This is a genomic window from Pseudoduganella sp. UC29_71 (assembly GCF_042693265.1).
GTDB lineage: Bacteria > Pseudomonadota > Gammaproteobacteria > Burkholderiales > Burkholderiaceae_D > Rugamonas.
Genome location: NZ_CP170549.1, coordinates 4,326,603 through 4,349,401, shown reverse-complemented (window position 1 = coordinate 4,349,401; position 22,799 = coordinate 4,326,603). Strand labels below are relative to the sequence as shown.

The window sequence follows — 22,799 nt, the reverse complement described above, 5'->3', positions numbered from 1 at the left end:
GAGGCTGATTGTGGGCGTAGGAGTAAGCGCCCAGCCGTAGGAGTAATCCTACGTTTTGAAGGGGGACAGCAGCCGGTGCGCGACCGCGTACTGCACCATCTCCGAGAGGGAATTCATGCCCATTTTCTGCATGATGCGGGTCTTGTGGGTGCTGACGGTCTTGACGCTCAGGTGCAGGCCGTTGGCGATATCGGTAATGGATTTGCCCGCCACCAGTAGCGAAAAAACCTCGAATTCGCGGTCCGACAGCTGTTTATGCAACAGGCTTTCGTTCGGCATCATGATGTTCAGGGCCAGCTGTTCGGCCACTTCGGTGCTGATGTAGGGGCGGCCGGCGGCCACGCGGCGGATGGCGCCCAGCAGCTGGGTGCCAGCGCTTTCCTTGGTCAGGTAGCCTTGCGCGCCGGCGCGGATGGCGCGCACCGCGTACTGTTCTTCCTCGTGCATGGTGAGGATGAGGATGGCCAGCTTGGGCGCCTCGCTCTTGATCTGGCGGATCAGCTCGACGCCGCTGCGGCCCGGCATCGACAGGTCCAGCAGCAGCAGGTCGAAGCCGCCCTGGCGGATGTGGTTCAGCACGTCGAAGCCGTCGACGGCTTCGCCTACGATATCGATGTCGGGGGCTCCGTCGAGAATGCGCTTGAGGCCTTCGCGCATGATGGTGTGGTCGTCGGCTATGACAATTCTGATCATGGATTGCGGTGGTGTTGGTGCATAAGGAATAGAAAACCGGGGTGGCGCGCGGCGCCACCCGCGGGCGGCGCTCAGTCGGGCAGCGGCTCTTTCAGCAGGCGGTGTACCAGCACCGGCAGCTTCGAGTGCGATAGCACCTTGTTGGTGACGCTGCCCAGCAGCAGCTGTCCCCAGCCGCTGCGGCCGTGCGAACCCATGAAGATCAGGTCGCAACCTTGCTGGGCCGCCACGTCAACGATCTTCAGCGCGGTGCTTTCGGCAAAGGCCGTCATGCCCTGGCACTCCAGGCCTTTCTTGCGGCACGCGTCGAGGATGGGCTGGACGTGCTCGGCCCCGGCGCGCTGCATGGCGGCGCGGTATTCCTCTTCGCTGGGATAGCTGGGAGGGATGATTTCGACGTAGATCGGATACTGGTACTCCGGCGCGACGAACAGGGCCAGCACTTCGGCGCCCATTTGCTGGGCGAACGACACGCCGGCGCAGGCCGTCATCTTGGAGACGGCCGACCCATCGGTGGTTATCAGGATTTTGCGGTACATATGCAGCTCCTTTTCTGTGAAATCCGCATCGCTACACGGTGCCCATGCTTCATTGTAGCCCCGATTCCGTCCATTATTAGGATGGAAAGACTTGATATTTATCAAGAAACAGGCGCTCCCACAGGGAAACGACCTGCTGTCCTGGACGGATATTTTTCGCCAGAGGGCGGTATTTGTTCCTCTGGGGCATATCCGGCCAGCCCCTGGCGATGTTAGTATCTCCAAATACATCCAAATACAACAGTAAACTTCGTTTTCGCGATACTGCGGAGCAGGGCGGCGCAGCCCGCGATTGAACAACCGGGCAGCGCCCTGCTACACTCGCGTAAGCGGACTGAATATTGCCGGACGTCATCACAAAGGACGCCATGGCGCGCAGCATGCAGCAATTTGACAAATTATGGAGAAGCAGGGATATGACCAACGCCGCTGATGATTTCGACGCACTATTTGATGAAGTGTCCGCGCAACGCGCTACAGAACCTGCACCCGCATCCGCACCTGCAACGACTGCCGCTCCCGCCGCGTCCGCCGAAGACGACCTGGAGAGCCTGTTCGACCAAGTCTCCGCTGCCGCCGCCGCCCCGGCGGCCCCCGTGGCGGCCCCGGTCGTGTCTGCGGCCGCCGAGCCGGCCGCCGCCGTCGACCACGGCGACAATCCGATGTTTGAGCGCCTGGGCGGCATCGTGCGCCTGCTGCACGATTCGCTGCGCGAACTGGGCTACGACAAGGCCTTGACCGAAGCGTCGGCCCAGATCGGCGACGCGCAGGACCGCCTGGAATACGTGGCCACCCTGACCGAACAGGCCGCCAACAAGGTGCTCAACACGCTGGACGACGGCATGCCGGCGCAGGACGTGCTGTCCAAGCAATCCAGGCAAATGGAAGACCGCTGGGCCGCGCTGTTCGAGGGCAAGCTCAGCCTGGACGAATTCAAGACCCTGGCCGGCGATTCGCGCGCCTTCGCGCAGGCCGTGTCGGCCGCCACCGAGGCGGAAAAAGCCCGCCTGCTGGAAATCATGATGGCGCAGGACTTCCAGGACATCACCGGCCAGCTGATCAAGAAAGTGGTGGGCATCACCAAGACCGTGGAAGCCGAGCTGGCGCAGCTGCTGAAAGACAATGCGCCGACCGAAGTGCGCGAAAAGATTGCGCAAAAAGAGGTGTCGCTGATGTCCGGCCCCTCCGCCCCGGCGGTGGCGCTGAACCAGGACAGTGTCGATGACCTTCTTGCCGATCTGGGATTCTAATGGACGATATGCTCAAGGAGTTCGTCGTCGAGGCGATGGACCTGGCTGTAAATGTTGAAGAAAACCTGCTGCGCCTCGAACGCGACCCGGAAAACAAGGAAACGCTGAACGCCGTCTTCCGCGCCTTCCACACCATCAAGGGCGGCGCCGGCTTCATGAGCCTGGGCGCGCTGGTGTCGGCCTGCCACCTGACGGAAAACCTGTTCGACGCGCTGCGCACCGGCGCCGCGCCGGTGACCCCGCTGGCGATCGAGGCGGCGCTGATGGCGTCCGGCTTCGTGGCCGACCAGCTGACCGAACTGAACAACGGCGGTGCGCCGGAAGACCTGCCGGCCATGCCGGCCGACCTGGAGGCGATCCTGAAGGACGCCATCGAGGGCAAGGCCGGCGCGCCGGCCAAGGCCGCCCCGGCCGCCGCTGCTGCCCCGGCGCCAGCCGCCGCGCCTGCTGCAGCCGCTGTGGCCGCAGTCGCCGCCGCCCCGGCCGGCGCCGCGTCGGCGGACGGCCTGGACTGGGAAGGCATGTATATCTCCGTGGTGCCGGAAGGCACGTACACGCGCAGCGCGCCGGCCCCGGCTGCCGCAGCGGCCGTGTCCGAAGGCGTGGCTGCCGCCATCGCCGCCGCCGGCGGCACGCCGCCCGCGGTACTGGCCGAAGTGCACGCCGAAGCCGCGCCCGCCGCCGCCCGCGCCCGTCCGGAGCGCGACGACAAGGTGCACGCCGCGCCGGCCAAGGAAGAAAGCATCCGTATCGACGCGGTCAAGCTGGACGCGCTGCTGGAAGTGGCCGGCGAGTCGGTGCAGGCGGCCAACCAGGCCGCCGTGCTGCTGGAGCGCCTGCAGCAATTCAAATTCGAAGGCCAGGCCGCCAGCCTGATGTCGGCGCTGACCGAAACGCTGGAACGCGCTTCGCGCTATTCCAGCGAGCTGCAGCGCGCCACCCTGGCCACCCGCATGCAGCCGGTGGGCCGCCTGTTCCAGAAATTCCCGCGCCTGGTGCGCGAGCTGGCCAAGGACCTGGGCAAGGAAGTCGAACTGACCATCGAAGGCGCGGAGACCGAAGTCGACCGCGTGGTGGTGGACAGCCTGTACGATCCGCTGGTGCACATGCTGCGCAACGCGCTGGACCACGGCGTGGAATCGCCGGACGTGCGCGTGGCCGCCGGCAAGCCGTCCAAGGCCTACATCTCGCTGAAAGCATGGCAGGAAGCTAACAGCGTCATGATCGTGCTGCAGGACGACGGCAAGGGCATGGACCCGATCGCGCTGCGTAAAAAAGCGGCGGAGAAGGGCTTGATCTCGCCATCTGCTAACATGACGGACGACGAATCGTACCAGCTGGTGTTCCTGCCGGGCTTTTCGACCAAGGAAGTGGCGTCCAGCGTATCCGGCCGCGGCGTCGGCATGGACGTGGTGAAGACCGCCGTGGAAAAGAACCGCGGCGCCATCCACATCGAGTCGGCGCTGGGCAAGGGCACCAAGTTCGCCATCCGCCTGCCGATCGAGCTGTCCATCGTGCCGACCATGCTGGTGTCGACCTCGGGCGCGCTGCTGGCGCTGCCGATGGCCGTGGTGCAGCGCGTGGTCGAACTGCCGGAAGAGTTCATGGAAGTGGGCGGCGCGCCGGTGCTGAAGGACCAGGGCCGTCCGCTGCCGGTGCGCACGCTGGCCGGCGCGCTGGGCTACGCGCCCGCGTCGGAACGCGTGGGCATCGTGGTCAACGCGCCGCAGCCTTACATCCTGGCCGTGGAAGCGGTCGATGGCACGGCCGACCTGGTCATTAAACCGATGACTGCGATTTCCGTCGAAGGCATTACCGGCACCGCGCGTTCCGCAGAGGGCGAGCTGGTGCTAGTAGTAGGCCTATCGTTCCTGATGGACGGATGCAGGGGTAGTGTACGCATGGCGGCTTAAAAAACCGCCGGCAGCAAGAAAACACAAAAGCCTGCGAGATCCGCAGGCTTTTTTTTCAAAGGGCGTCATACAAGGTGGATCGGAACCTGAAGCCGCATCGGCTCACGAGGCGGACAGACGGGCTTGGTTTTGCATTGCACAAATATGGCATAATCAAAGTGAAATTCTCACACGGGCAGTAGCAGCAATCATGAAGACGCTTTACGACAAACTCTGGGAATCCCATGTGGTGCGCACCGAAGATGACGGTACGTCCATCCTCTATATCGACCGCCACCTGGTGCACGAAGTAACCAGCCCGCAGGCATTCGACGGCCTGCGCGCCGCCGGCCGCCAGCCGTGGCGCATCTCGGCCAACCTGGCCGTGGCCGACCACAACGTGCCGACCACCGACCGTTCGCACGGCATTGAAGACCCGGTCTCGCGCCTGCAGGTCGAAACGCTGGACAACAACACCAAGTCGGTCGGCATGACCTACTTCAACATGAACGACAAGCGCCAGGGCATCGTGCACGTGATCGGGCCGGAGCAGGGCGCCACCCTGCCGGGCATGACGGTGGTGTGCGGCGACTCGCACACCTCCACCCACGGCGCTTTCGGCGCACTGGCGCACGGCATCGGCACCTCGGAAGTGGAGCATGTGCTGGCCACCCAGACCCTGCTGCAGAAGAAATCCAAGGCCATGCTGGTGCAGGTGGACGGCGCGCTGCCGGCCGGCGTCACCTCCAAGGACATCGTGCTGGCCATTATCGGCAAGATCGGCACGGCCGGCGGCAACGGCTACGCCATCGAGTTCGGCGGCTCCACCATCCGCGCGCTGTCGATGGAAGGCCGCATGACGGTCTGCAACATGGCGATCGAGGCTGGCGCGCGCGCCGGCATGGTGGCCGTGGACGACACCACCATCAACTACGTCAAGGGCCGTCCCTATTCGCCCGTCGGCCCGCACTGGGACCGCGCGGTGGCCTACTGGCGCACCCTGCATTCGGACCCGGGCGCGAAATTCGACCTGGTGGTCACGCTCAACGCGGCCGAGATCAAGCCGCAGGTCACCTGGGGCACCTCGCCCGAGCAGGTGGTGTCCATCGACGGCCGCGTGCCGGACCCGGACCACGAAAAAGACGCCGTCAAGCGCGACGCCATGGAAAAAGCCCTGGTGTACATGAACCTCAAGCCCAACACGGCCATCGAGGACATCCGCATCGACAAGGTCTTCATCGGCTCCTGCACCAATTCGCGCATCGAGGACTTGCGCGCGGCCGCCGCCGTGGTGCGCGGCAAGCAGCGCGCCTCCAACGTCAAGCTGGCGCTGGTGGTGCCGGGCTCCGGCCTGGTCAAGGAACAAGCCGAGCGCGAAGGCCTGGACCGCATCTTCCGCGACGCCGGCTTCGAGTGGCGCGAGCCGGGCTGCTCCATGTGCCTGGCCATGAACGCCGACCGCCTGGAGCCGGGCGAGCGCTGCGCTTCCACCTCCAACCGCAACTTCGAAGGCCGCCAGGGCCAGGGCGGACGCACCCACCTGGTGTCGCCCGCCATGGCGGCGGCAGCCGGCATCGCCGGCCACTTCGTCGACGTGCGCAAGGTGCACTGAACTTTTTTACTTTTTTAGACTACGAGAATCCCACCATGAAAACGCTAACCACCCTGATCCTTGCCACCCTCGTGCTGACCGGCTGCAACACCATTTCCGGCATCGGCAGGGACGTACAAAAGGCCGGCCAGGTCGTGACCAGCGCCGGCGGGAAATAACAGCCGCATGCCGGCGCAGCGCGCACGCGCGCCGGTCTGCACTATGCAGAAAACATCATGGAAAAATTTACGATCTACGAAGGACTGGTGGCGCCCCTGGATCGGGCCAACGTCGATACCGACGCCATCATCCCGAAGCAATTCCTGAAGTCCATCCACCGCACCGGCTTCGGCCCCAACCTGTTTGACGAGTGGCGCTACCTGGACCATGGCGAACCCGGCATGGACAACAGCAAGCGTCCGCTGAACCCGGACTTCGTGCTGAACGAGCCGCGCTACCAGGGCGCCTCCATCCTGCTGGCGCGCAAGAACTTCGGCTGCGGCTCCTCGCGCGAGCACGCGCCGTGGGCGCTGGACCAGTACGGCTTCCGCGCCATCGTGGCGCCCAGCTTCGCCGACATCTTTTTCAATAACTGCTACAAAAGCGGCTTGCTGCCCATCGTATTGAGCGAGCAACAGATCGATCATCTGTTCAATGAAGTCAAGGCCTTCCCCGGTTATCGCCTGGTGGTGGATCTTGAGCAGCAGCGTATTTCCACCAGCAACGGCAGCGTCTCCTACCCCTTCGAGATCGACGCCTTCCGCAAATACTGCCTGATGAACGGACTTGACGATATCGGCCTGACGCTGCGCCACGCAGACGACATCCGCGCCTTCGAAGAGCGTCATCTGGCGAACCAGCCCTGGCTGGCCAACGTCATCTAAGAACTCATATGAAAATTGCTATCCTCCCGGGCGACGGCATCGGCCCGGAAATCGTGGCGCAGGCAGTCAAGGTACTGAATGTGCTGGACGAGAAGTTCGAACTGGAAACCGCCCCGGTCGGCGGCGCCGGCTATGCCGCGCACGGCCATCCGCTGCCGGAAGACACGCTGGCGCTGGCCAAGGCGGCCGACGCGGTGCTGTTCGGCGCCGTCGGCGACTACCAGTACGACAGCCTGGAGCGCGCGCTGCGCCCGGAGCAGGCCATTCTGGGCCTGCGCAGAACCTCGGCCTGTTCGCCAACCTGCGTCCCGCCATCCTGTACCCGGAACTGGCCGGCGCCTCCACGCTCAAGCCTGAAGTGGTCTCCGGGCTGGATATCCTGATCATCCGCGAACTGACCGGCGACATCTACTTCGGCCAGCCGCGCGGCGTGCGCGAGTGCCCGGACGGTCCCTTCAAGGGCCAGCGCGAAGGCTACGACACCATGCGCTACGCCGAAGGCGAAATCCGCCGCATCGCCCACGTGGCCTTCCAGGCTGCGCAAAAGCGCGGCAAGCGCCTGACCAGCGTGGACAAGGCCAATGTGCTGGAAACCTTCCAGTTCTGGAAAGACATCGTCATCGACGTCCACCAGGAATACCCGGACGTGGCGCTGGAGCACATGTACGTCGACAACGCCGCCATGCAACTGGTGCGCGCGCCGAAGAAGTTCGACGTCATCGTCACCGGCAATATGTTCGGCGACATCCTGTCGGACGCGGCCGCCATGCTGACCGGTTCGATCGGCATGCTGCCGTCGGCCTCGCTGGACGCCAACAACAAGGGCCTGTATGAGCCGTCGCATGGTTCCGCGCCGGACATCGCAGGCAAGGGCATCGCCAATCCGCTGGCGACCATTCTGTCCGCAGCCATGATGCTGCGCTTCTCGCTGAACCGCGCCGAGCAGGCCGACCGCATCGAGAACGCCGTCAAGAAGGTGCTGTCGCAAGGCTTGCGCACCGTGGACATCTATGAAGCCGGCACCACGAAGGTCGGCACGGAACAAATGGGCGATGCAGTGGTTGCAGCGCTGTCTCAATAAATTCAAGGGAAAGCAAAATGAAACTCGTAGGTCTGGTAGGTTGGCGCGGCATGGTCGGTTCGGTCCTGATGCAGCGCATGCAGGAAGAGGGCGATTTCGCCCACATCGAACCGGTGTTCTTCACCACCTCGAACACTGGCGGCAAGGCGCCGGCCATGGCGAAGAATGAAACCGTGCTGAAGGACGCCACCAATATCGACGAACTGAAGCGCTGCGAGATCATCATCTCCTGCCAGGGCGGCGACTACACCTCGGAAGTGTTTCCGAAACTGCGCGCGGCCGGCTGGAACGGCTACTGGATCGACGCCGCTTCCACGCTGCGCATGGAAAAGGACGCCGTCATCGTGCTGGACCCGGTCAACCTGAACGTCATCAAGGACGCGATGGCCAAGGGTGTGAAGAACTTTGTCGGCGGCAACTGCACCGTGTCCTGCATGCTGATGGGCCTGGGCGGCCTGTTCAAGCACGACCTGGTGGAATGGATGACCTCCATGACCTACCAGGCGGCCTCGGGCGGTGGCGCGCAGCACATGCGCGAACTGCTGACCCAGTTCGGCACCATCAACGCCGCCGTGCGTCCGCTGCTGGACAATCCCGCTTCGGCCATCCTGGAAATCGACCGCCAGGTGCTGGCCACCCAGCACGGCTACTCGCCGGACGAGATCAAGCAGTTCGGCGCCCCGCTGGCCGGCAACCTGATCCCGTGGATCGACAAGGACCTGGGCAACGGCCAGTCCAAGGAAGAGTGGAAGGGCGGCGCCGAGACCAACAAGATCCTGGGCCGCGGCCTGGACTTCGGCAGCGCGCCGATTCCTGTCGATGGCCTGTGCGTGCGCATCGGCGCCATGCGCTGCCACTCGCAGGCGCTGACCATCAAGCTGAAGAAGGACGTGCCGCTCGATGAAGTGAACGACATCATCGGCAGCGACAACCAGTGGGTCAAGTTCGTGCCGAACACGCGCGAAGCGTCGGTGCGCGACCTGTCGCCGGCCGCCGTGACCGGCAGCCTGACCATCCCGGTCGGCCGCGTGCGCAAGATGAGCATGGGCGGCGAATACCTGTCGGCCTTCACTGTGGGCGACCAGCTGCTGTGGGGTGCGGCCGAACCGCTGCGCCGCATGCTGCGCATCGTACTCGACAAGTAAGCTTCCGCACCGCGTTCAAAAGGGCAATTTCATAGGGAAATTGCCCTTTTTTCTTTGCATCAAACTATGAATTCAGCGCGGAGGTGACAGAAGCGGCGGCAAAGCTTGCATGCTCCTGTGCATGGTGATATGTTGGTATATCTCGGAAAGCAACTTTTCCGCTCACTTAGACGCCATCGACACTATGCATGTAAATCGCCGCCCCAAGACCGTTACGTTCGCGTTGAAAACACTCGCCAGTGCTGTTGTCTGTGCGGTGCTGCTGTCCCCGGCAGCCAACGCGGCCGGACTGGGCAAGCTGACCGTGCTGTCGTCGCTGGGGCAGCCGCTGCGCGCCGAAATCGAGCTGACCTCGGTCGGCGCCGACGAGGCGGCCGGCCTGGCCGCCAAGCTGGCCCCGGCGGACGCCTTCCGCCTGGCCAATATCGAATTCAACCCGGCCCTGCTGTCGCTGCGCTTCGAAGTGGACCAGCGCGGCGGGCGCCAGTTCATCCGCGTCACCTCCAGCCAGCCGGTCAATGAACCCTTCGTGGACATGCTGCTGGAACTGAGCTGGACCGGCGGCCGCCTGGTGCGCGAATACACCTTCCTGCTGGACCCGGCCGAGCTGCGCAGCACCCAGCCGGCCCAGGTGGCCGCGCCGGTCGACGTGCCGGGCCGCGCCGCCGCTGCCGCTGCCGCTGCCACGCCGTCGCCGGCCGCGCTGGCCGCCGCCGCGCGCGCGCAGGCCCAGCAGCAGGCAGCACAACAGAGCCAGCCGCAGGCCGCCGCGCCGGCACCGCGCCCGGCGCCCGCGCCGCGCGAACCGTCCACCGACGGCGAGAAGGAATACCGCGTCAAGCAGGGCGACACGTTGGGCCGCATCGCCGCCCGCCTGAAGCCGGCCGACGTGTCGCTGGACATGATGCTGGTGGCGTTGTACCGCGCCAATCCCGAAGCCTTTGTCGGCAACAATATGAACCGCCTGAAGTCGGGCCAGATCCTGGCGGTGCCAGACTCGGACGCCATCAAGGGCGGCGCTAATGAGGGCGAGGCGCACGGCGTGGTGATCGCCCACGCGGCCGACTTCAACGCCTACCGCAGCAAGCTGGCGGGGCAGGTGTCGGCCAGCACGCCGGCCAAGGCGCCGGAAAGCAGCCAGAGTGCGGCCGGCAAGATCACCGCCAAGGTCGAGGAGCGCCCGACCGCCGTCACCGAATCGAAAGACCAGCTGAAACTGTCCAAGGCCGCCGGCGTGCCGGCGGCCGGCAAGACCGCCGTGGCGGGCGAGGAAGACAAGATCGCGCGCGAGAAGCAGGTGGCCGAAGCGAACGCGCGCGTCAAGGAGCTGGAAAAGAACGTCGCCGACCTCGAAAAACTGATGGCGGTGAAGAACAAGGCCATGGCCGAGAAGCAGCACGCGGCAGGCGCGCCGGCCGCGTCCGCCGCCGCGCCTGCCGCCTCGGCGCCTGCCGTGGCCGCTACGCAGGCCCCAGGCGCGCCCGCGCCCAAGGCCAAGCCGAAGGCGCTCGTGGCGCCGCCGCCGGTCGCCGAGCCGGGCGTGATGGACATCATCATGGACAATATCCAGGCCATCGGCATCGCGCTGGCGGCCTTGCTGGCCGGCGCGGGCTACATCCTGGCGCGCCGCCGCAAGCAGGAACAGACGAGCGTGCTGGGCAGCCGGCCGGAAATCAGCGTGCTGGGCGACCCGGGCGCGCAGGCGCAGCCGCTGATCGCCGAAACCGGCGGCCAGAGCGTGGACACCAACAACAGCGTGTTCAATTCCAATTTCGCCCCGTCTGCCAGCCAGCTGGACACCAACGAAGTCGATCCGGTGGCCGAAGCGGACGTGTACATCGCCTACGGCCGCGACGCGCAAGCCGAGGAAATCCTGAAGGAAGCGCTGCGCACCCATCCCGAGCGCCACGCCGTGCGCCTGAAGCTGATGGAGATCTACGCCAACCGCAAGGATGCGCGTTCGTTTGAAGCCCAGGCCAGCGAGCTGTACGCCATGACCAAGGGCGAGGGCGAAGAGTGGGCGCAGGCAGCACTGCTGGGCCTGGCGATCGATCCGCAGAATCCGCTGTACGCCAGCGCCTCGGGTTCCGGCGCCGGTGCCGCAGGCGCGGCCGCAGCGGCCGGTGCTGCCGGCATGGCCGGCGCTGCCTTTGCCGCCGCCGGCGAGCCCACCGCCGACGACTTCGCCAGCATGTTCGCCGAGCCGCCAGCAGCCGCGCCAGCCACGCAAGCGCCATCGGCTGCCGATTTCAGCGGCCTGGACCTGGATCTGAGCCTGGACGCGCCCACCGCCGCGCCAGCCACGGCAGCAGCGGAAGCGGCGGCCGAATCGAACCTGATGGACTTCGACCTGGACCGTGACGCCACCGCGCTGCCGGATTTCGACGCGCCGGCCACCACGGCGCCGACGCCCGCCTCGGTCGCTGCCGCCGCCGACGCCGACCACTTCCTGGACTTCGACCTGGGCGGCCTGAGCTTTGAGCCGGTAGCCGCCGCCACCGCGCCAGCCATCGAAATGCCGGCTCCGGCCGAAGAACCGGCCATCGTGGCCGAAGCGCTGGAACCGAAAACCGAGGACAGCGCCGCCGAGCCGTTCGATTTTGCCTTCGACCTGGAACCGCCGGCCGCCAAGGCCGCGCCGGAACCGGCTGCGGACAAGGCCGCAGGGCTGGCAGCCCCGGCCGCGCTGTCGGCCGATGATTTCAGCATGGACTTCGGCCTGGACTTGCCGGCCTCGGCCAGCGCCCCCACCCCAGCCCCGGCGCCAGCGCCGGACCCGCTGGCCGAACTGGACATGATGGACTTCAAGCTGCCTGACGAGCCGGCCCCAGCCCCGGCACCGGCCCCGGCCAGCGCCGAACTGTCCATGGACGACTTCGACATACCCGGCCTGGGCGACGCCACCGCCACCCCGGCGCCGGCCGTCGCGCCGTCCGCCCCTGCGGCGCCCGAGTTCGACTTGTCCGGCATCGACCTGGACCTGCTGGGCAGCGCGGCAGCCAAGGCGCCGGCCGGCGGCGACGATGAAATGTCGGCCATGCACATGGAAATGGACACCAAGCTGGACCTGGCGATCGCTTACCAGGAAATCGGCGACAAGGAAGGCGCGCGCGAGCTGCTCGATGAAGTCATCCGCGGCGGCAGCGACGACCAGGTGGCCCGCGCCAGCTCCATGCGCGCCTTGCTGGGCTAAGGGGCAGGGCAGCCGCCCCTTGCCCCGGCGGGTATAATGCGCCGAGGCACACAACATACAGAGCAGCAATTGAAACGCATCGCATTAGGAGTCCAGTACGACGGCACCGCCTGGCAAGGCTACCAGACCCAACCCTGCGGCAACACCGTGCAGGACCAGCTGGAAAAGGCGATCGAGCGTTTCGCCACCGTGCCGCTGGCCACCACCTGCGCCGGCCGCACCGACGCCGGCGTGCACGCGCTGGGCCAGGTGGTGCACTTCGATACCGAGCTGAACCGCGAAATGCACGCCTGGGTGCGTGGCATCAATGCCTTCCTGCCCGATTCCATCGGCGTGCGCTGGGCCAGGGAGCTGCACGAGGTGGTGCCGTACGACCCTGCGGCGGAGGCGGGCAACCCGCCGCTGCACACCGCGCAGGACTTCCACGCCCGCTTCAGCGCGCGTTCCCGCACCTACCACTACCTGCTGCACAACCACCAGGTGCGCTCGCCGCTGCTGGCCGGCCGCGCCGGCTTCACGCACCGCCCGCTGGACGTGGAGCGCATGCGCGCCGCCGTGCCCGCGCTGATCGGCGAGCACGACTTCACCACCTTCCGCGCCGCGCACTGCCAGGCCAAGACCCCGGTCAAGCAGATGCACGAAATCCGCATCGAGCGGCATGGCGACCTGATCGTGTTCACCTTGCGCGCCAGCGCCTTCCTGCACCACATGGTGCGCAACCTGGTCGGTTCGCTGGTCTACATCGGCGCCGGGCGCGAGGAGCCGGAGTGGCTGGGCCAGCTGCTGGCGCTGAAGGACCGCTCGAAAGCCGCGCCCACCTTCATGCCGGACGGCCTGTACCTGGCCGACATCGAATACGACCCCAAGTGGGACTTGCCGCAGGAAAGCGCGCGCCCGCTGCCGTGGTTCTGAAAGGATAAAGCCATGCACCGCACCCGCATCAAGATCTGCGGCCTGACCCGCGAAGAAGACCTGGCCGCCGTGGTGGCTGCCGGGGCGGACGCCGCCGGCTTCGTGTTCTACGACAAAAGCCCGCGCTACGTCACGCCGCAGCGCGCCGCCGAGCTGATCGCGGGCCTGCCGCCCTTCGTCACGGCTACTGGCCTGTTCGTCAACGCGACGCCGGAGCAGGTGGCCGAGACGGTGCGCATCGCCCCGGTGGGGCTGCTGCAATTCCACGGCGACGAGACGGCCGAGCAGTGCGCGGCGGCCGCCGAACTGGCCAACCGCCCTTATTTGCGGGTATTTCGCGTCAAACCCGACACTACGCCGGACGATTTGCTAGAATATGAAACACAATGCCGTGCATCCAGCAGGCTGTTTTCGGGCCTGTTGCTCGATACCTGGGTGGATGCCTACGGCGGCGCTGGAAAGGTTTTCGATTGGTCACTCGTTCCAAAAGATCTCGCGCATCGGGCCGTTTTGAGTGGTGGCTTGAGCGTACTCAACGCGACTGGCGCGGTGGCTCAGCTACGCCCCTACGCGGTTGACATCAGCAGTGGTGTCGAAGCGTCCAAGGGCATAAAAGACGCCCACAAGATCGCCGCCTTCGTGCGCGCGGTGCGTGCGGCCGATGCCACCATTGAGAGAGATCCGCACCATGAAAGACCAAGTCCCTAATTCGCTGTTCCACGCCTCCGAATACCACCTGCCGGACGCCAGGGGCCATTTCGGCCCCTACGGCGGCGCCTTCGCCGCCGAAACCCTGACCTTTGCGCTGGCCGAGCTGAACGCCGCCTACGAGCACTACAGCAAAGATCCGATCTTCCTGGACGAATTCCGCTACGAACTGAAGCACTTCGTCGGCCGCCCCTCGCCGATCTACCACGCCAAGCGCTGGTCCGAGCAGGCCGGCGGCGCGCAGATCTATTTCAAGCGCGAAGACCTGAACCACACCGGCGCGCACAAGATCAACAACGTGATCGGCCAGGCCCTGCTGGCGCGCCGCATGGGCAAGAAGCGCATCATCGCCGAGACCGGCGCCGGCCAGCACGGCGTGGCCACGGCCACCATCTGCGCCCGTTTCGGCCTCGAATGCGTGGTCTACATGGGCAGCGAGGACGTCAAGCGCCAGGCGCAGAATGTGTACCGCATGAAGCTGCTGGGCGCCACCGTGGTGCCGGTGGAGTCCGGCTCCAAGACGCTGAAGGACGCGCTCAACGAGGCCATGCGCGACTGGGTGACCAATATTGAAAACACCTTCTACATCATCGGCACCGTGGCCGGCCCGCACCCGTACCCGATGCTGGTGCGCGACTTCCAGTCGGTGATCGGCGAGGAATGCCTGGTGCAGATGCCGGAAATGACCGGCCGCCAGCCGGACTACGTGGTGGCCTGCATCGGCGGCGGCTCCAACGCCATGGGCATTTTCTATCCCTATATCGACCAGAAAAGCGTGCAGCTGGTGGGGGTGGAAGCGGCGGGCGAGGGCCTGGACAGCGGCAAGCACGCAGCCTCGCTGACCAAGGGCTACCCGGGCGTCTTGCACGGCAACCGCACCTACCTGCTGCAGGACGACAACGGCCAGATCATCGAGACGCATTCGGTATCGGCCGGCCTGGACTATCCGGGCGTGGGGCCGGAGCACGCTTACCTGAAGGACAGCGGGCGCGCGCAGTACGTGTCCATCACGGACGAGGAAGCGCTGCAAGCCTTCCACGACTGCTGCCACATCGAGGGCATCATTCCTGCGCTGGAGTCGTCGCACGCGCTGGCCTACGCGGCCAAGCTGGCGGCCACGCTGCCGAAGGACAAGATCGTGCTGGCCAACCTGTCGGGCCGTGGTGACAAGGACATGCATACGGTAGCGGAGCGCATGGGGCTCAAGTTCGGCTGATGCCGGATCGCCCCACGCACGCCCACTACTTATAAGGAAATAATTATGTCCCGTATTGCCCCAACTTTCGCCGCCCTGAAAGAACAGAAAAAAACCGCCCTGGTCACCTTCATCACCGCAGGCGACCCCGGCCCCGAGCAGACCGTTCCGCTGATGCACGCGCTGGTGGCGGGCGGCGCCGACATCCTGGAACTCGGCGTGCCGTTCTCCGACCCCATGGCCGAAGGCCCGGTGATCCAGCGCGCCTGCGAACGCGCGCTGGCGTTCGGCGTCGGCATCCGCGACTGCTTCAACTACGTGCGCGAATTCCGCAAGACCAACCAGGCCACGCCGGTGGTGCTGATGGGTTACGCCAACCCGATCGAACGCATCGGCCAGCAAGCGTTCATCGCCTCCGCGCTGGAAGCGGGCGCCGACGGCGCCATCGTGGTCGACTACCCGCCCGAGGAGTGCGAGGAGTTCTCCGCGCAGATGCGGACGGCCGGCCTGGACCTGATCTTCCTGCTGGCGCCCACCTCGACCGAGGAGCGCATCGCCCAGGTGGCCAAGGTGGGCGGCGGCTTCAGCTACTACGTGTCGCTAAAAGGCGTGACCGGCGCCGGCAATATCGACACCGTGGAAGTGGCCGAGCGCCTGAAAGGCATCCGCAAGCACGTGCAGCTGCCGATCGGCGTGGGCTTCGGCATCCGCGACGGCGCCACCGCCCGCGCGGTGGCCGAGGTGGCGGACGCCGTGGTGATCGGCAGCCGCATCATCCAGGAGATTGAAAACGCGCCGAAAGGCGGCGCGGCGACGGCCGTGCAGGCCTTTGTGTCGGGCATCCGCAGCGCGCTGGACGCCTGAAAATCTCACGGTCGTGCGTAAAGTTGTCCGAGTGTAAAGTTCGACAGTGGCGGCTAAAACGGCTACACTGCCGCCACTGAATTGTGCATTAGGAGAAATTTATGAGCTGGTTGGAAAAATTGCTGCCACCGCGCATCCAGCGTTCCGAAGCTGCCGCACGCAAGACCATGCCAGAAGGCCTGTGGGTCAAATGCCCGTCGTGCGAAGCCGTTTTGTACCGTACCGACCTGGAATCGAACCTGCACGTCTGCCCCAAGTGCGACCACCATATGCGCATCCGCGCGCGCGAGCGGCTGGACGGCCTGCTGGACGCCGGCGGCCGCTATGAAATCGGCCAGGAAACCCTGCCGGTCGACACGCTGAAGTTCAAGGACAGCAAGAAATACCCGGACCGCCTGAAACAGGCCATGGAAGCGACCGGCGAGACCGATGCGCTGATCGTCATGGGCGGCGCCATCATGAGCCTGCCGGTAGTCGTGGCCTGCTTCGAATTCGAGTTCATGGGCGGCTCCATGGGTTCCGTGGTCGGCGAGCGCTTTGCGCGCGGCGCCCAGGTGGCCCTGGAACAGAAAGTGCCGTTCATCTGCATCACCGCCACCGGCGGCGCGCGCATGCAGGAAGGCCTGCTGTCGCTGATGCAGATGGCCAAGACCACCTCCATGCTGACCAAGCTGTCCGAGAAGAAGCTGCCATTCATCTCGGTGCTGACCGATCCGACCATGGGCGGCGTGTCCGCCTCGTTCGCCTTCATGGGCGACGTGGTGATTGCCGAACCGAAAGCGCTGATCGGCTTTGCCGGCCCGCGCGTGATCGAGAACACCGTGCGCGAGAAGCTGCCCGAAGGCTTCCAGCGCGCCGAGTTCCTGGTGCAGAAAGGCGCCGTCGACATGATCGTCGACCGCCGCAAGATGCGCGAAGAAATCGCCCGCCTGCTGGCGCTGCTGCAAAGCCAGGCCGTCGAAGTCCTGGCCTAAGCGCTCATGTAACACCCCCGGGGTCAGTTCCGGCATCAAGACACGAGCTGTGCCGTAGCCGCATGCTACAGCCGAGTTCGTGGCAGAATGCCGGATCTGACCCCGCTGTTTTTCGCCTGGAAGTCCTGCCTGATGTCTACTCTCCCGACTACTTTGCCCGAATGGCTTGCGCTGATCGAATCGCGCCACGCCGTCACTGAAATCAACATGGGCCTGGACCGCGTGCGCGCGGTCAAGGAACGCATGGCGCTGGCCTTCAGCTGCCCGGTCATCATGGTGGCCGGCACCAATGGCAAGGGCTCGACCTGCGCCATGCTGGAATCGATCCTGCTGCGCGCCGGCTACAAGACGGGCTTGTACATCAAGCCGCACTTCCTGGACTTTAACGAGCGCGCGCGCGTCAATGGCGACCTGGCCAGCGACGAAGCGCTGGTGGCCAGCTTCAACGTGGTGGAAGCGGCGCGCGGCGAGACCATGCTGACGTATTTCGAGTTCACCACGCTGGCCATCATGCACTTGCTGGCCAACGCGGGGCTGCAGGTCGTGATCCTGGAAGTGGGCCTGGGCGGCCGCCTCGATGCGGTCAACGTGATCGACGCCGACGTGTCCATCGTCACCAGCGTGGATATCGACCATACCGATTACCTGGGCGACAACCGCGAGCAGATCGGCTACGAGAAGGCCGGCATTTTCCGCTCCGGCAAGCCGGCCATCTGCAGCGATCCGGTGCCGCCCAAGTCGCTGATCGACTACGCCGAGGGCATCGGCGCCGACCTGTGGCTGATGGGCCGCGATTTCAACTACTCCGGCGACAAGCAGCAGTGGAACTACGGCGGCCGTTCGCAGCGCCGCAATTCGCTGGCTTACCCCAGCCTGCGTGGCGCCAACCAGCTGCTGAACGCGTCGGCCGTGCTGGCCGCGCTGGAAGCGCTGAAGATCGAACTGCCGGTGGGCGCGCAGGAAGTGCGCACCGGCCTGGTGACGGTGGAACTGCCGGGCCGCTTCCAAGTGCTGCCGGGCCGCCCGACCGTGATCCTGGACGTGGCGCACAATCCGCACGCGGCGTCCGCGCTGAACCAGAACCTGGGCAATATGGGCTACCACCCGTACACCTTCGCGGTATTCGGCTCCATGCACGACAAGGATATCGACGGCGTCATCAAGGCCATGTCCGAGCACGTGGACCACTGGTGCCTGGCCACGCTGCCGTCGCCGCGCTCGGCCAGCGCATCGGAACTGGCCGCCAAGGTGCAGCTGATCCAGGAAGACAAGCCGGAACGCACCGTGAATATATTCGACGATCCGGCACAAGCTTTTGCAAATGCGATGAGCCGTGCCAGCGAGAATGATAGAATTGTGGTCTTCGGATCTTTCCTGACCGTTGCCGGCGTCATGGCAGCGCGAAAATCCGCACTTCACTGACACCACCGACTGAAAATCACGCATGGGCTTGTTCTCGAAACTCAGTAAAAACAAGCAGGAAGCCGCTGGCCAGGACAGCGGCTATTACACCAGCGCAGCCGACACCGCCGCGCTGGAGCGGGCCAAATCCAAGCGTGCCAGCGCCGCCGACCGCAATGGCGACGGCGCGCGCCGCACCCGCGCCCAGGATACGGCGGCCGATCCCGTCTTGCCGGAAAAGAAACGCGCGCGCCGGCGCCTGGTGGGCGCCATTTTCCTGGCGCTGACCGTGGCCGTCGGCCTGCCGATGCTGCTGGACTCCGAGCCCAAGCCGCTGGCGTCCGATATCGCCATCCAGATCCCTTCCAAAGACAAGCCGGCCGCCGCTGCGCCGGTTGCCGCACAGCCGTCGCGGGTGGACGCGGCCGATGCGCTCGACAAGAGCGAGGAAATTGTCAAGGATGTGCCCGTTGCCAAGCCGGCCACACCGGCCGCACCCGCGGCGCATGCCGCCACCCCGGCGGCACTGCCGGCCGCCGCCCCGGTGGCCGCGCCGCAAGTGGCCGAGCTGAAACTGCACGCCGACCCGGCCAAGCCGAAGGACAGCGTCAAGGAAAGCCTGAAGGAAAGCAGCCGCGCCGCCGACGCCAAGCTGGAAGCCGAGGCCAAAGCCAAGGCGCGCGCCGAGGAAATCAAGCACGCCAAGGCCGAGGCGGACGCCAAGGCGGAAGCGAAGGCCAAGGCCGACGCCAAGGCCAAAGCCGAGCAGGAAGCCAAAAAGCTGGCCGAGGCCAAGCACACCGAGGCCAAGCCCAAGACCGAAGACGCCGCGCGCGCCATGGCCATCCTGGAAGACAAGCCGTCGGATACCAAGTACCTGGTGCAGGTGGCCGCGGTGGCCACCCAGGAAAAGGTGGACGAGCTGCAAGGCAAGCTGAAGGAAGCGGGCATCAAGTCCTTTACGCAGAAGGTGACGACGGCCAGCGGCGCCTTGACCCGCATCCGCGTCGGCCCGTTCCCGAACAAGGAAGAAGCTGAAAAAGTGCGCGCCAAGCTGAGCAAGATCGGCCTGAGCAGCAGCCTGGCTACTTCCTGACCCTGACCGCAGGCCTGTGCTGACGTGACGCTATTCGATTACCTGGTGATATTCGTGCTGATCGCCTCCGTTGTCATCAGCACCATGCGCGGCCTGGTCAAGGAAATGATTTCACTGGCCAGCTGGATTGTCGCCTTCGTGGTGGCCAACGCCTACGGCGCCGAGCTGGCGAAGCTGCTGCCGGCCATGGTGCCGGGCGAGGTGGTGCGGCTGATCCTGGCGTTCATCGTCTTGTTTATCGGCGTGCGCATCCTGATGGGACTGCTGGGCGTGGCAGTCGATGCGCTGATCAAAGCGGGTGGCCTGAGCCTGGCGGACCGGGGCCTGGGCGGCCTGTTCGGCCTGGGGCGCGGCCTTGTAATTGTGCTGGCCGCCGTCATATTGTGCGGGATGACCACGATACCGCAGCAGGATTTCTGGAAGAATGCGCTATTGAGTCCGCTTGCGGAGACCGGAGCGCGCACCGTGAAACCTTTCCTGCCCGCTGCCTTCGCGCAGCATGTGCAATTTTAGAATTCTTTAAATCCGCAGTACCAGTCCAGGAGCACTACCATGTGTGGCATCGTCGGCGTCGTATCCCATCAACCCGTCAACCAAATGCTGTATGACGCCTTGCTGCTGTTGCAGCATCGCGGTCAGGACGCGGCAGGCATCGCGACCAATCACAGCAGCATGTTTTCCATGCACAAGGCCAACGGCCTGGTGCGTGACGTCTTCCGCACGCGCAATATGCGTTCGCTGCAGGGCAACTCGGGCATCGGCCACTGCCGCTACCCGACCGCCGGCTCGTCCAGCGAAGAGGAAGCGCAGCCGTTCTACGTCAACGCGCCGTTCGGCATCACGCTGGCGCACAACGGCAACCTGACCAACTGGGAACAGCTGAAGCAGGAAATGTTCAAGAACGACCGCCGCCACATCAACACGGACTCCGACTCGGAAGTGCTGCTGAACGTGCTGGCGCATGAAATCCAGACCGCCACCACCGGCCTGAACCTGGACCCGGACGCCATCTTCAAGGCCGTCACCGTGCTGCACCGCCGCGTCAAGGGCGGCTACGCCGCCGTGGCGCAGATTGCCGGCGTCGGCTTGCTGGCCTTCCGCGACCCGAACGGCATCCGTCCGCTGTGCCTGGGCATCAATGAAACGCCGGAAGGCACGGAGTACCTGATCGCCTCCGAATCGGTGGCGCTGGAAGGCATGGGCTTCCGCTTCGTGCGCGACGTGGAGCCGGGCGAAGCGATCTTCATCGACGCCGACAAGAAACTGCACGCGCGCCAGTGCGCCGACAATCCGCAGCTCAATCCTTGCGTGTTCGAATTCGTCTACCTGGCCCGTCCGGATTCCGTGATCGACGGCGCATCCGTGTACGCCACCCGCCTGAAAATGGGCGAGTACCTGGCCGACAAGATCAAGCGCGAAATCCCGGACGGCGAAATCGACGTGGTGATGCCGATTCCGGACTCCTCGCGTCCTGCGGCCATCCAGCTGGCGCTGCGCCTGGGCGTGGAATACCGCGAAGGCTTCATCAAGAACCGCTATATCGGCCGCACCTTCATCATGCCGGGCCAGGCGGCGCGCAAGAAATCCGTGCGCCAGAAGCTGAACGCGATTCCACACGAGTTCAAGGGCAAGAACGTGCTGCTGGTGGACGATTCCATCGTGCGCGGCACCACCTCGCGCGAGATCGTGCAGATGGCGCGCGATTCCGGCGCCAAGAAAGTGATCTTCGCGTCCGCCGCGCCGCCGGTGATCTACCCGAACGTGTACGGCATCGACATGCCGACGCGCGACGAGCTGATTGCCTACGGCCGCACCACCGAGGAAGTGTGCAAGGAAATCACGGCCGACTACCTGGTGTACCAGGACATCGACGCGCTGAAGCAGTCCATCACCGACGTCAATCCCAAGCTGACCAAGTTCGAGGCCTCCTGCTTCGACGGCATCTACGTCACCGGCGACGTGTCGCCGGACTACCTGGACAAGCTGGAATACAACCGCCACAACCCGAAGCCGGCAGCGGCGGAGGATACCGGCCGGACTCAGTTGAATTTGAACGCAGCGACCGCCGAAGGCTGATGTCGCAGCCCGGTGCCTGACGGCGCCGGGCTTTTTTTTGACCCGAGATCATGACAGAAAAGAAAAATTACGGTTTCACCACCACCATCCTGCACAACGACCGCCAGAAGGGCATCGAGCACGGCTCGCTGCACAAGCCGGTGCACACCTCGGTGGCCTTCGGCTACGGCGACGCGCGCCAGCTGGCATCGGTATTCCAGGGCAAGGAGCCGGGCTTCCGCTACGGCCGCCAAGGCAATCCGACCGTCTCCGCGCTGGAAGACAAGGTGAACAAGATGGAGCAGGGCGTGGCGACGCTGTGCTTCGCCACCGGCATGGGCGCCATCGGCGCCGTGTTCCAGGCGCTGCTGCGCGCGGGCGACCACGTGGTGTCGTCGTCCTTCCTGTTCGGGAACACCAACTCGCTGTGGCAGACCGTGGCCGGGCAGGGCGTGGCGGTCGATTTCGTCGACGCCACCGAGGTGGCCAACGTGGCGGCGGCCATCCGGCCGAATACCCGCATCGTGTTCGTTGAAACCATCGCCAACCCGCGCACGCAGGTGGCGGACCTGAAGCGGATCGGCGAGCTGTGCAAGGAGCGCGGCATCCTCTACATCGTGGACAACACGATGACCACGCCTTACCTGTTCCAGCCCAAGGCGGTCAATGCCGGCCTTGTCGTCAACGCGCTGACCAAGTCGATCTGCGGCCACGGCAACGCCCTGGGCGGCAGCCTGACCGACACCGGCGCCTACGACTGGACTCAGTTCCCCAACATCTTCGAGAACTACAAGAAGGCGGCGCCGGCGCAATGGGGGATCACGCAGATCCGCGCCAAGGGCTTGCGCGACTTCGGCGCGTCGCTGGGGCCGGAGGCGGCGCACCACATCGCGGTGGGCGCCGAGACGCTGGCGCTGCGCATGGAGCGCACCTGCGCCAACGCCAAGGCGCTGGCAGAGCTGCTGGAATCGGACGAGCGGGTGGCGGCAGTGTACTACCCGGGCCTGGAGTCGCACCCGCAGCACGCCATCTCGGCGGAACTGTTCCGCGCGCACGGCTCGCTGCTGAGTTTCGAGCTGAAGGACGGCATCGACTGCTTCGATTTCCTGAACCGCCTGAAGCTGGCGATTCCGGCGTCGAACCTGGGGGATACGCGCACGCTGATCATCCCGGTGGCGCACACCATCTTCTACGAGATGGGCGCGGAGCGCCGCGCCTCGATGGGGATTGCGGAGTCGCTGATACGCGTGTCGGTCGGCATTGAAGACACGGCGGATCTGCTGGAAGACTTCGGCTGCGCGCTGGAAGCCTGCTAATTAGTTTCTT

The 22,799-nt window shown here is 65.3% G+C and carries 19 protein-coding genes and 1 pseudogene; 18 read left to right on the top strand and 2 right to left on the bottom strand.

The annotated features are described in order from the left end of the window. Window positions 1-48 precede the first annotated feature (48 nt). Together ACFJI2_RS19275 and ACFJI2_RS19270 are read right to left on the bottom strand one after the other, a co-directional pair. The gene (locus tag ACFJI2_RS19275) at window positions 49-693 is read right to left on the bottom strand and encodes a response regulator transcription factor (RefSeq protein ID WP_107877557.1); all 645 of its coding nucleotides are present in this window, start codon (window positions 691-693) and stop codon (window positions 49-51) included. Window positions 694-764: 71 nt separating this feature from the next. Continuing rightward, window positions 765-1,232, bottom strand: a complete 468-nt coding sequence (locus ACFJI2_RS19270) for a universal stress protein (protein WP_107877555.1) — start codon at window positions 1,230-1,232, stop codon at window positions 765-767. Between the two features lie 416 nt (window positions 1,233-1,648). On the opposite strand from ACFJI2_RS19270, the gene ACFJI2_RS19265 reads away from it, so the two are divergent. From ACFJI2_RS19265 to ACFJI2_RS19180, 18 genes and pseudogenes are all read left to right on the top strand, one after another. After that, window positions 1,649-2,482 (top strand): protein phosphatase CheZ, encoded by an 834-nt coding sequence (locus ACFJI2_RS19265; RefSeq protein WP_377701455.1) that lies wholly within the window; start codon window positions 1,649-1,651, stop codon window positions 2,480-2,482. Continuing rightward, a complete protein-coding gene (locus tag ACFJI2_RS19260; RefSeq protein ID WP_377701454.1) occupies window positions 2,482-4,395 on the top strand; it encodes a chemotaxis protein CheA in 1,914 nt (637 codons plus the stop codon). Before ACFJI2_RS19265 ends, ACFJI2_RS19260 begins: the two co-directional genes overlap by 1 nt. 187 nt (window positions 4,396-4,582) lie before the next feature. Beyond that, a complete protein-coding gene (gene leuC / locus ACFJI2_RS19255) occupies window positions 4,583-5,986 on the top strand; it encodes a 3-isopropylmalate dehydratase large subunit (RefSeq protein ID WP_377705871.1) in 1,404 nt (467 codons plus the stop codon). 35 nt (window positions 5,987-6,021) lie between these two features. Further along, window positions 6,022-6,144 (top strand): entericidin A/B family lipoprotein, encoded by a 123-nt coding sequence (locus ACFJI2_RS19250; protein WP_132138349.1) that lies wholly within the window; start codon window positions 6,022-6,024, stop codon window positions 6,142-6,144. A gap of 57 nt (window positions 6,145-6,201) precedes the next feature. Then, window positions 6,202-6,849, top strand: a complete 648-nt coding sequence (leuD, locus tag ACFJI2_RS19245) for a 3-isopropylmalate dehydratase small subunit (protein WP_107877549.1) — start codon at window positions 6,202-6,204, stop codon at window positions 6,847-6,849. 8 nt (window positions 6,850-6,857) lie between these two features. Next, window positions 6,858-7,930 (top strand): annotated as a pseudogene (gene leuB, locus ACFJI2_RS19240) (3-isopropylmalate dehydrogenase). A 17-nt stretch (window positions 7,931-7,947) separates the two neighbouring features. Continuing rightward, a complete protein-coding gene (gene asd, locus ACFJI2_RS19235) occupies window positions 7,948-9,075 on the top strand; it encodes an aspartate-semialdehyde dehydrogenase (protein WP_107877545.1) in 1,128 nt (375 codons plus the stop codon). 223 nt (window positions 9,076-9,298) lie between these two features. Further along, on the top strand, window positions 9,299-12,268 hold the full coding sequence (locus ACFJI2_RS19230) for a FimV/HubP family polar landmark protein (RefSeq protein WP_377701452.1): 2,970 nt from the start codon (window positions 9,299-9,301) through the stop codon (window positions 12,266-12,268). 69 nt (window positions 12,269-12,337) lie between these two features. Further along, entirely contained in the window at window positions 12,338-13,180 is an 843-nt protein-coding gene (locus ACFJI2_RS19225) for a tRNA pseudouridine synthase A (RefSeq protein WP_377701451.1), read from the top strand. 12 nt (window positions 13,181-13,192) lie between these two features. After that, a complete protein-coding gene (locus ACFJI2_RS19220; RefSeq protein ID WP_107877539.1) occupies window positions 13,193-13,888 on the top strand; it encodes a phosphoribosylanthranilate isomerase in 696 nt (231 codons plus the stop codon). Then, a complete protein-coding gene (gene trpB, locus ACFJI2_RS19215; RefSeq protein WP_377701450.1) occupies window positions 13,869-15,104 on the top strand; it encodes a tryptophan synthase subunit beta in 1,236 nt (411 codons plus the stop codon). The genes ACFJI2_RS19220 and trpB overlap by 20 nt, the downstream gene beginning before the upstream one ends. 45 nt (window positions 15,105-15,149) lie before the next feature. Beyond that, a complete protein-coding gene (trpA, locus tag ACFJI2_RS19210) occupies window positions 15,150-15,947 on the top strand; it encodes a tryptophan synthase subunit alpha (RefSeq protein WP_377701449.1) in 798 nt (265 codons plus the stop codon). Window positions 15,948-16,048: 101 nt separating this feature from the next. Continuing rightward, window positions 16,049-16,921, top strand: a complete 873-nt coding sequence (gene accD, locus ACFJI2_RS19205) for an acetyl-CoA carboxylase, carboxyltransferase subunit beta (protein ID WP_056394440.1) — start codon at window positions 16,049-16,051, stop codon at window positions 16,919-16,921. Window positions 16,922-17,053: 132 nt separating this feature from the next. After that, window positions 17,054-18,343 carry a bifunctional tetrahydrofolate synthase/dihydrofolate synthase gene (gene folC / locus ACFJI2_RS19200; protein ID WP_107981371.1) on the top strand — a complete coding sequence of 430 codons (1,290 nt, stop codon included), beginning with the start codon at window positions 17,054-17,056 and terminating at the stop codon, window positions 18,341-18,343. Window positions 18,344-18,365: 22 nt separating this feature from the next. Continuing rightward, window positions 18,366-19,418: an SPOR domain-containing protein gene (locus tag ACFJI2_RS19195; protein WP_377701448.1), complete on the top strand. Its 1,053-nt coding sequence runs from the start codon at window positions 18,366-18,368 to the stop codon at window positions 19,416-19,418. A gap of 24 nt (window positions 19,419-19,442) precedes the next feature. Next, window positions 19,443-19,931 (top strand): CvpA family protein, encoded by a 489-nt coding sequence (locus ACFJI2_RS19190; RefSeq protein ID WP_377701447.1) that lies wholly within the window; start codon window positions 19,443-19,445, stop codon window positions 19,929-19,931. 39 nt (window positions 19,932-19,970) lie between these two features. Next, window positions 19,971-21,494, top strand: a complete 1,524-nt coding sequence (gene purF, locus ACFJI2_RS19185) for an amidophosphoribosyltransferase (RefSeq protein ID WP_107877529.1) — start codon at window positions 19,971-19,973, stop codon at window positions 21,492-21,494. A 50-nt stretch (window positions 21,495-21,544) separates the two neighbouring features. After that, a complete protein-coding gene (locus ACFJI2_RS19180; protein WP_377701446.1) occupies window positions 21,545-22,789 on the top strand; it encodes a cystathionine gamma-synthase family protein in 1,245 nt (414 codons plus the stop codon). Window positions 22,790-22,799: the final 10 nt, after the last annotated feature.

What these genes read in the sequence shown, in the direction of transcription:
- ACFJI2_RS19275 (WP_107877557.1), bottom strand. Translation starts at nt 693, where the DNA reads ATGATCAGAATTGTCATAGCCGACGACCACACCATCATGCGCGAAGGC.
- ACFJI2_RS19270 (WP_107877555.1), bottom strand. Translation starts at nt 1,232, where the DNA reads ATGTACCGCAAAATCCTGATAACCACCGATGGGTCGGCCGTCTCCAAG.
- ACFJI2_RS19265 (WP_377701455.1), top strand. Translation starts at nt 1,649, where the DNA reads ATGACCAACGCCGCTGATGATTTCGACGCACTATTTGATGAAGTGTCC.
- ACFJI2_RS19260 (WP_377701454.1), top strand. Translation starts at nt 2,482, where the DNA reads ATGGACGATATGCTCAAGGAGTTCGTCGTCGAGGCGATGGACCTGGCT.
- ACFJI2_RS19250 (WP_132138349.1), top strand. Translation starts at nt 6,022, where the DNA reads ATGAAAACGCTAACCACCCTGATCCTTGCCACCCTCGTGCTGACCGGC.
- leuD (WP_107877549.1), top strand. Translation starts at nt 6,202, where the DNA reads ATGGAAAAATTTACGATCTACGAAGGACTGGTGGCGCCCCTGGATCGG.
- asd (WP_107877545.1), top strand. Translation starts at nt 7,948, where the DNA reads ATGAAACTCGTAGGTCTGGTAGGTTGGCGCGGCATGGTCGGTTCGGTC.
- ACFJI2_RS19220 (WP_107877539.1), top strand. Translation starts at nt 13,193, where the DNA reads ATGCACCGCACCCGCATCAAGATCTGCGGCCTGACCCGCGAAGAAGAC.
- trpB (WP_377701450.1), top strand. Translation starts at nt 13,869, where the DNA reads ATGAAAGACCAAGTCCCTAATTCGCTGTTCCACGCCTCCGAATACCAC.
- trpA (WP_377701449.1), top strand. Translation starts at nt 15,150, where the DNA reads ATGTCCCGTATTGCCCCAACTTTCGCCGCCCTGAAAGAACAGAAAAAA.
- accD (WP_056394440.1), top strand. Translation starts at nt 16,049, where the DNA reads ATGAGCTGGTTGGAAAAATTGCTGCCACCGCGCATCCAGCGTTCCGAA.
- folC (WP_107981371.1), top strand. Translation starts at nt 17,054, where the DNA reads ATGTCTACTCTCCCGACTACTTTGCCCGAATGGCTTGCGCTGATCGAA.
- ACFJI2_RS19195 (WP_377701448.1), top strand. Translation starts at nt 18,366, where the DNA reads ATGGGCTTGTTCTCGAAACTCAGTAAAAACAAGCAGGAAGCCGCTGGC.
- purF (WP_107877529.1), top strand. Translation starts at nt 19,971, where the DNA reads ATGTGTGGCATCGTCGGCGTCGTATCCCATCAACCCGTCAACCAAATG.
- ACFJI2_RS19180 (WP_377701446.1), top strand. Translation starts at nt 21,545, where the DNA reads ATGACAGAAAAGAAAAATTACGGTTTCACCACCACCATCCTGCACAAC.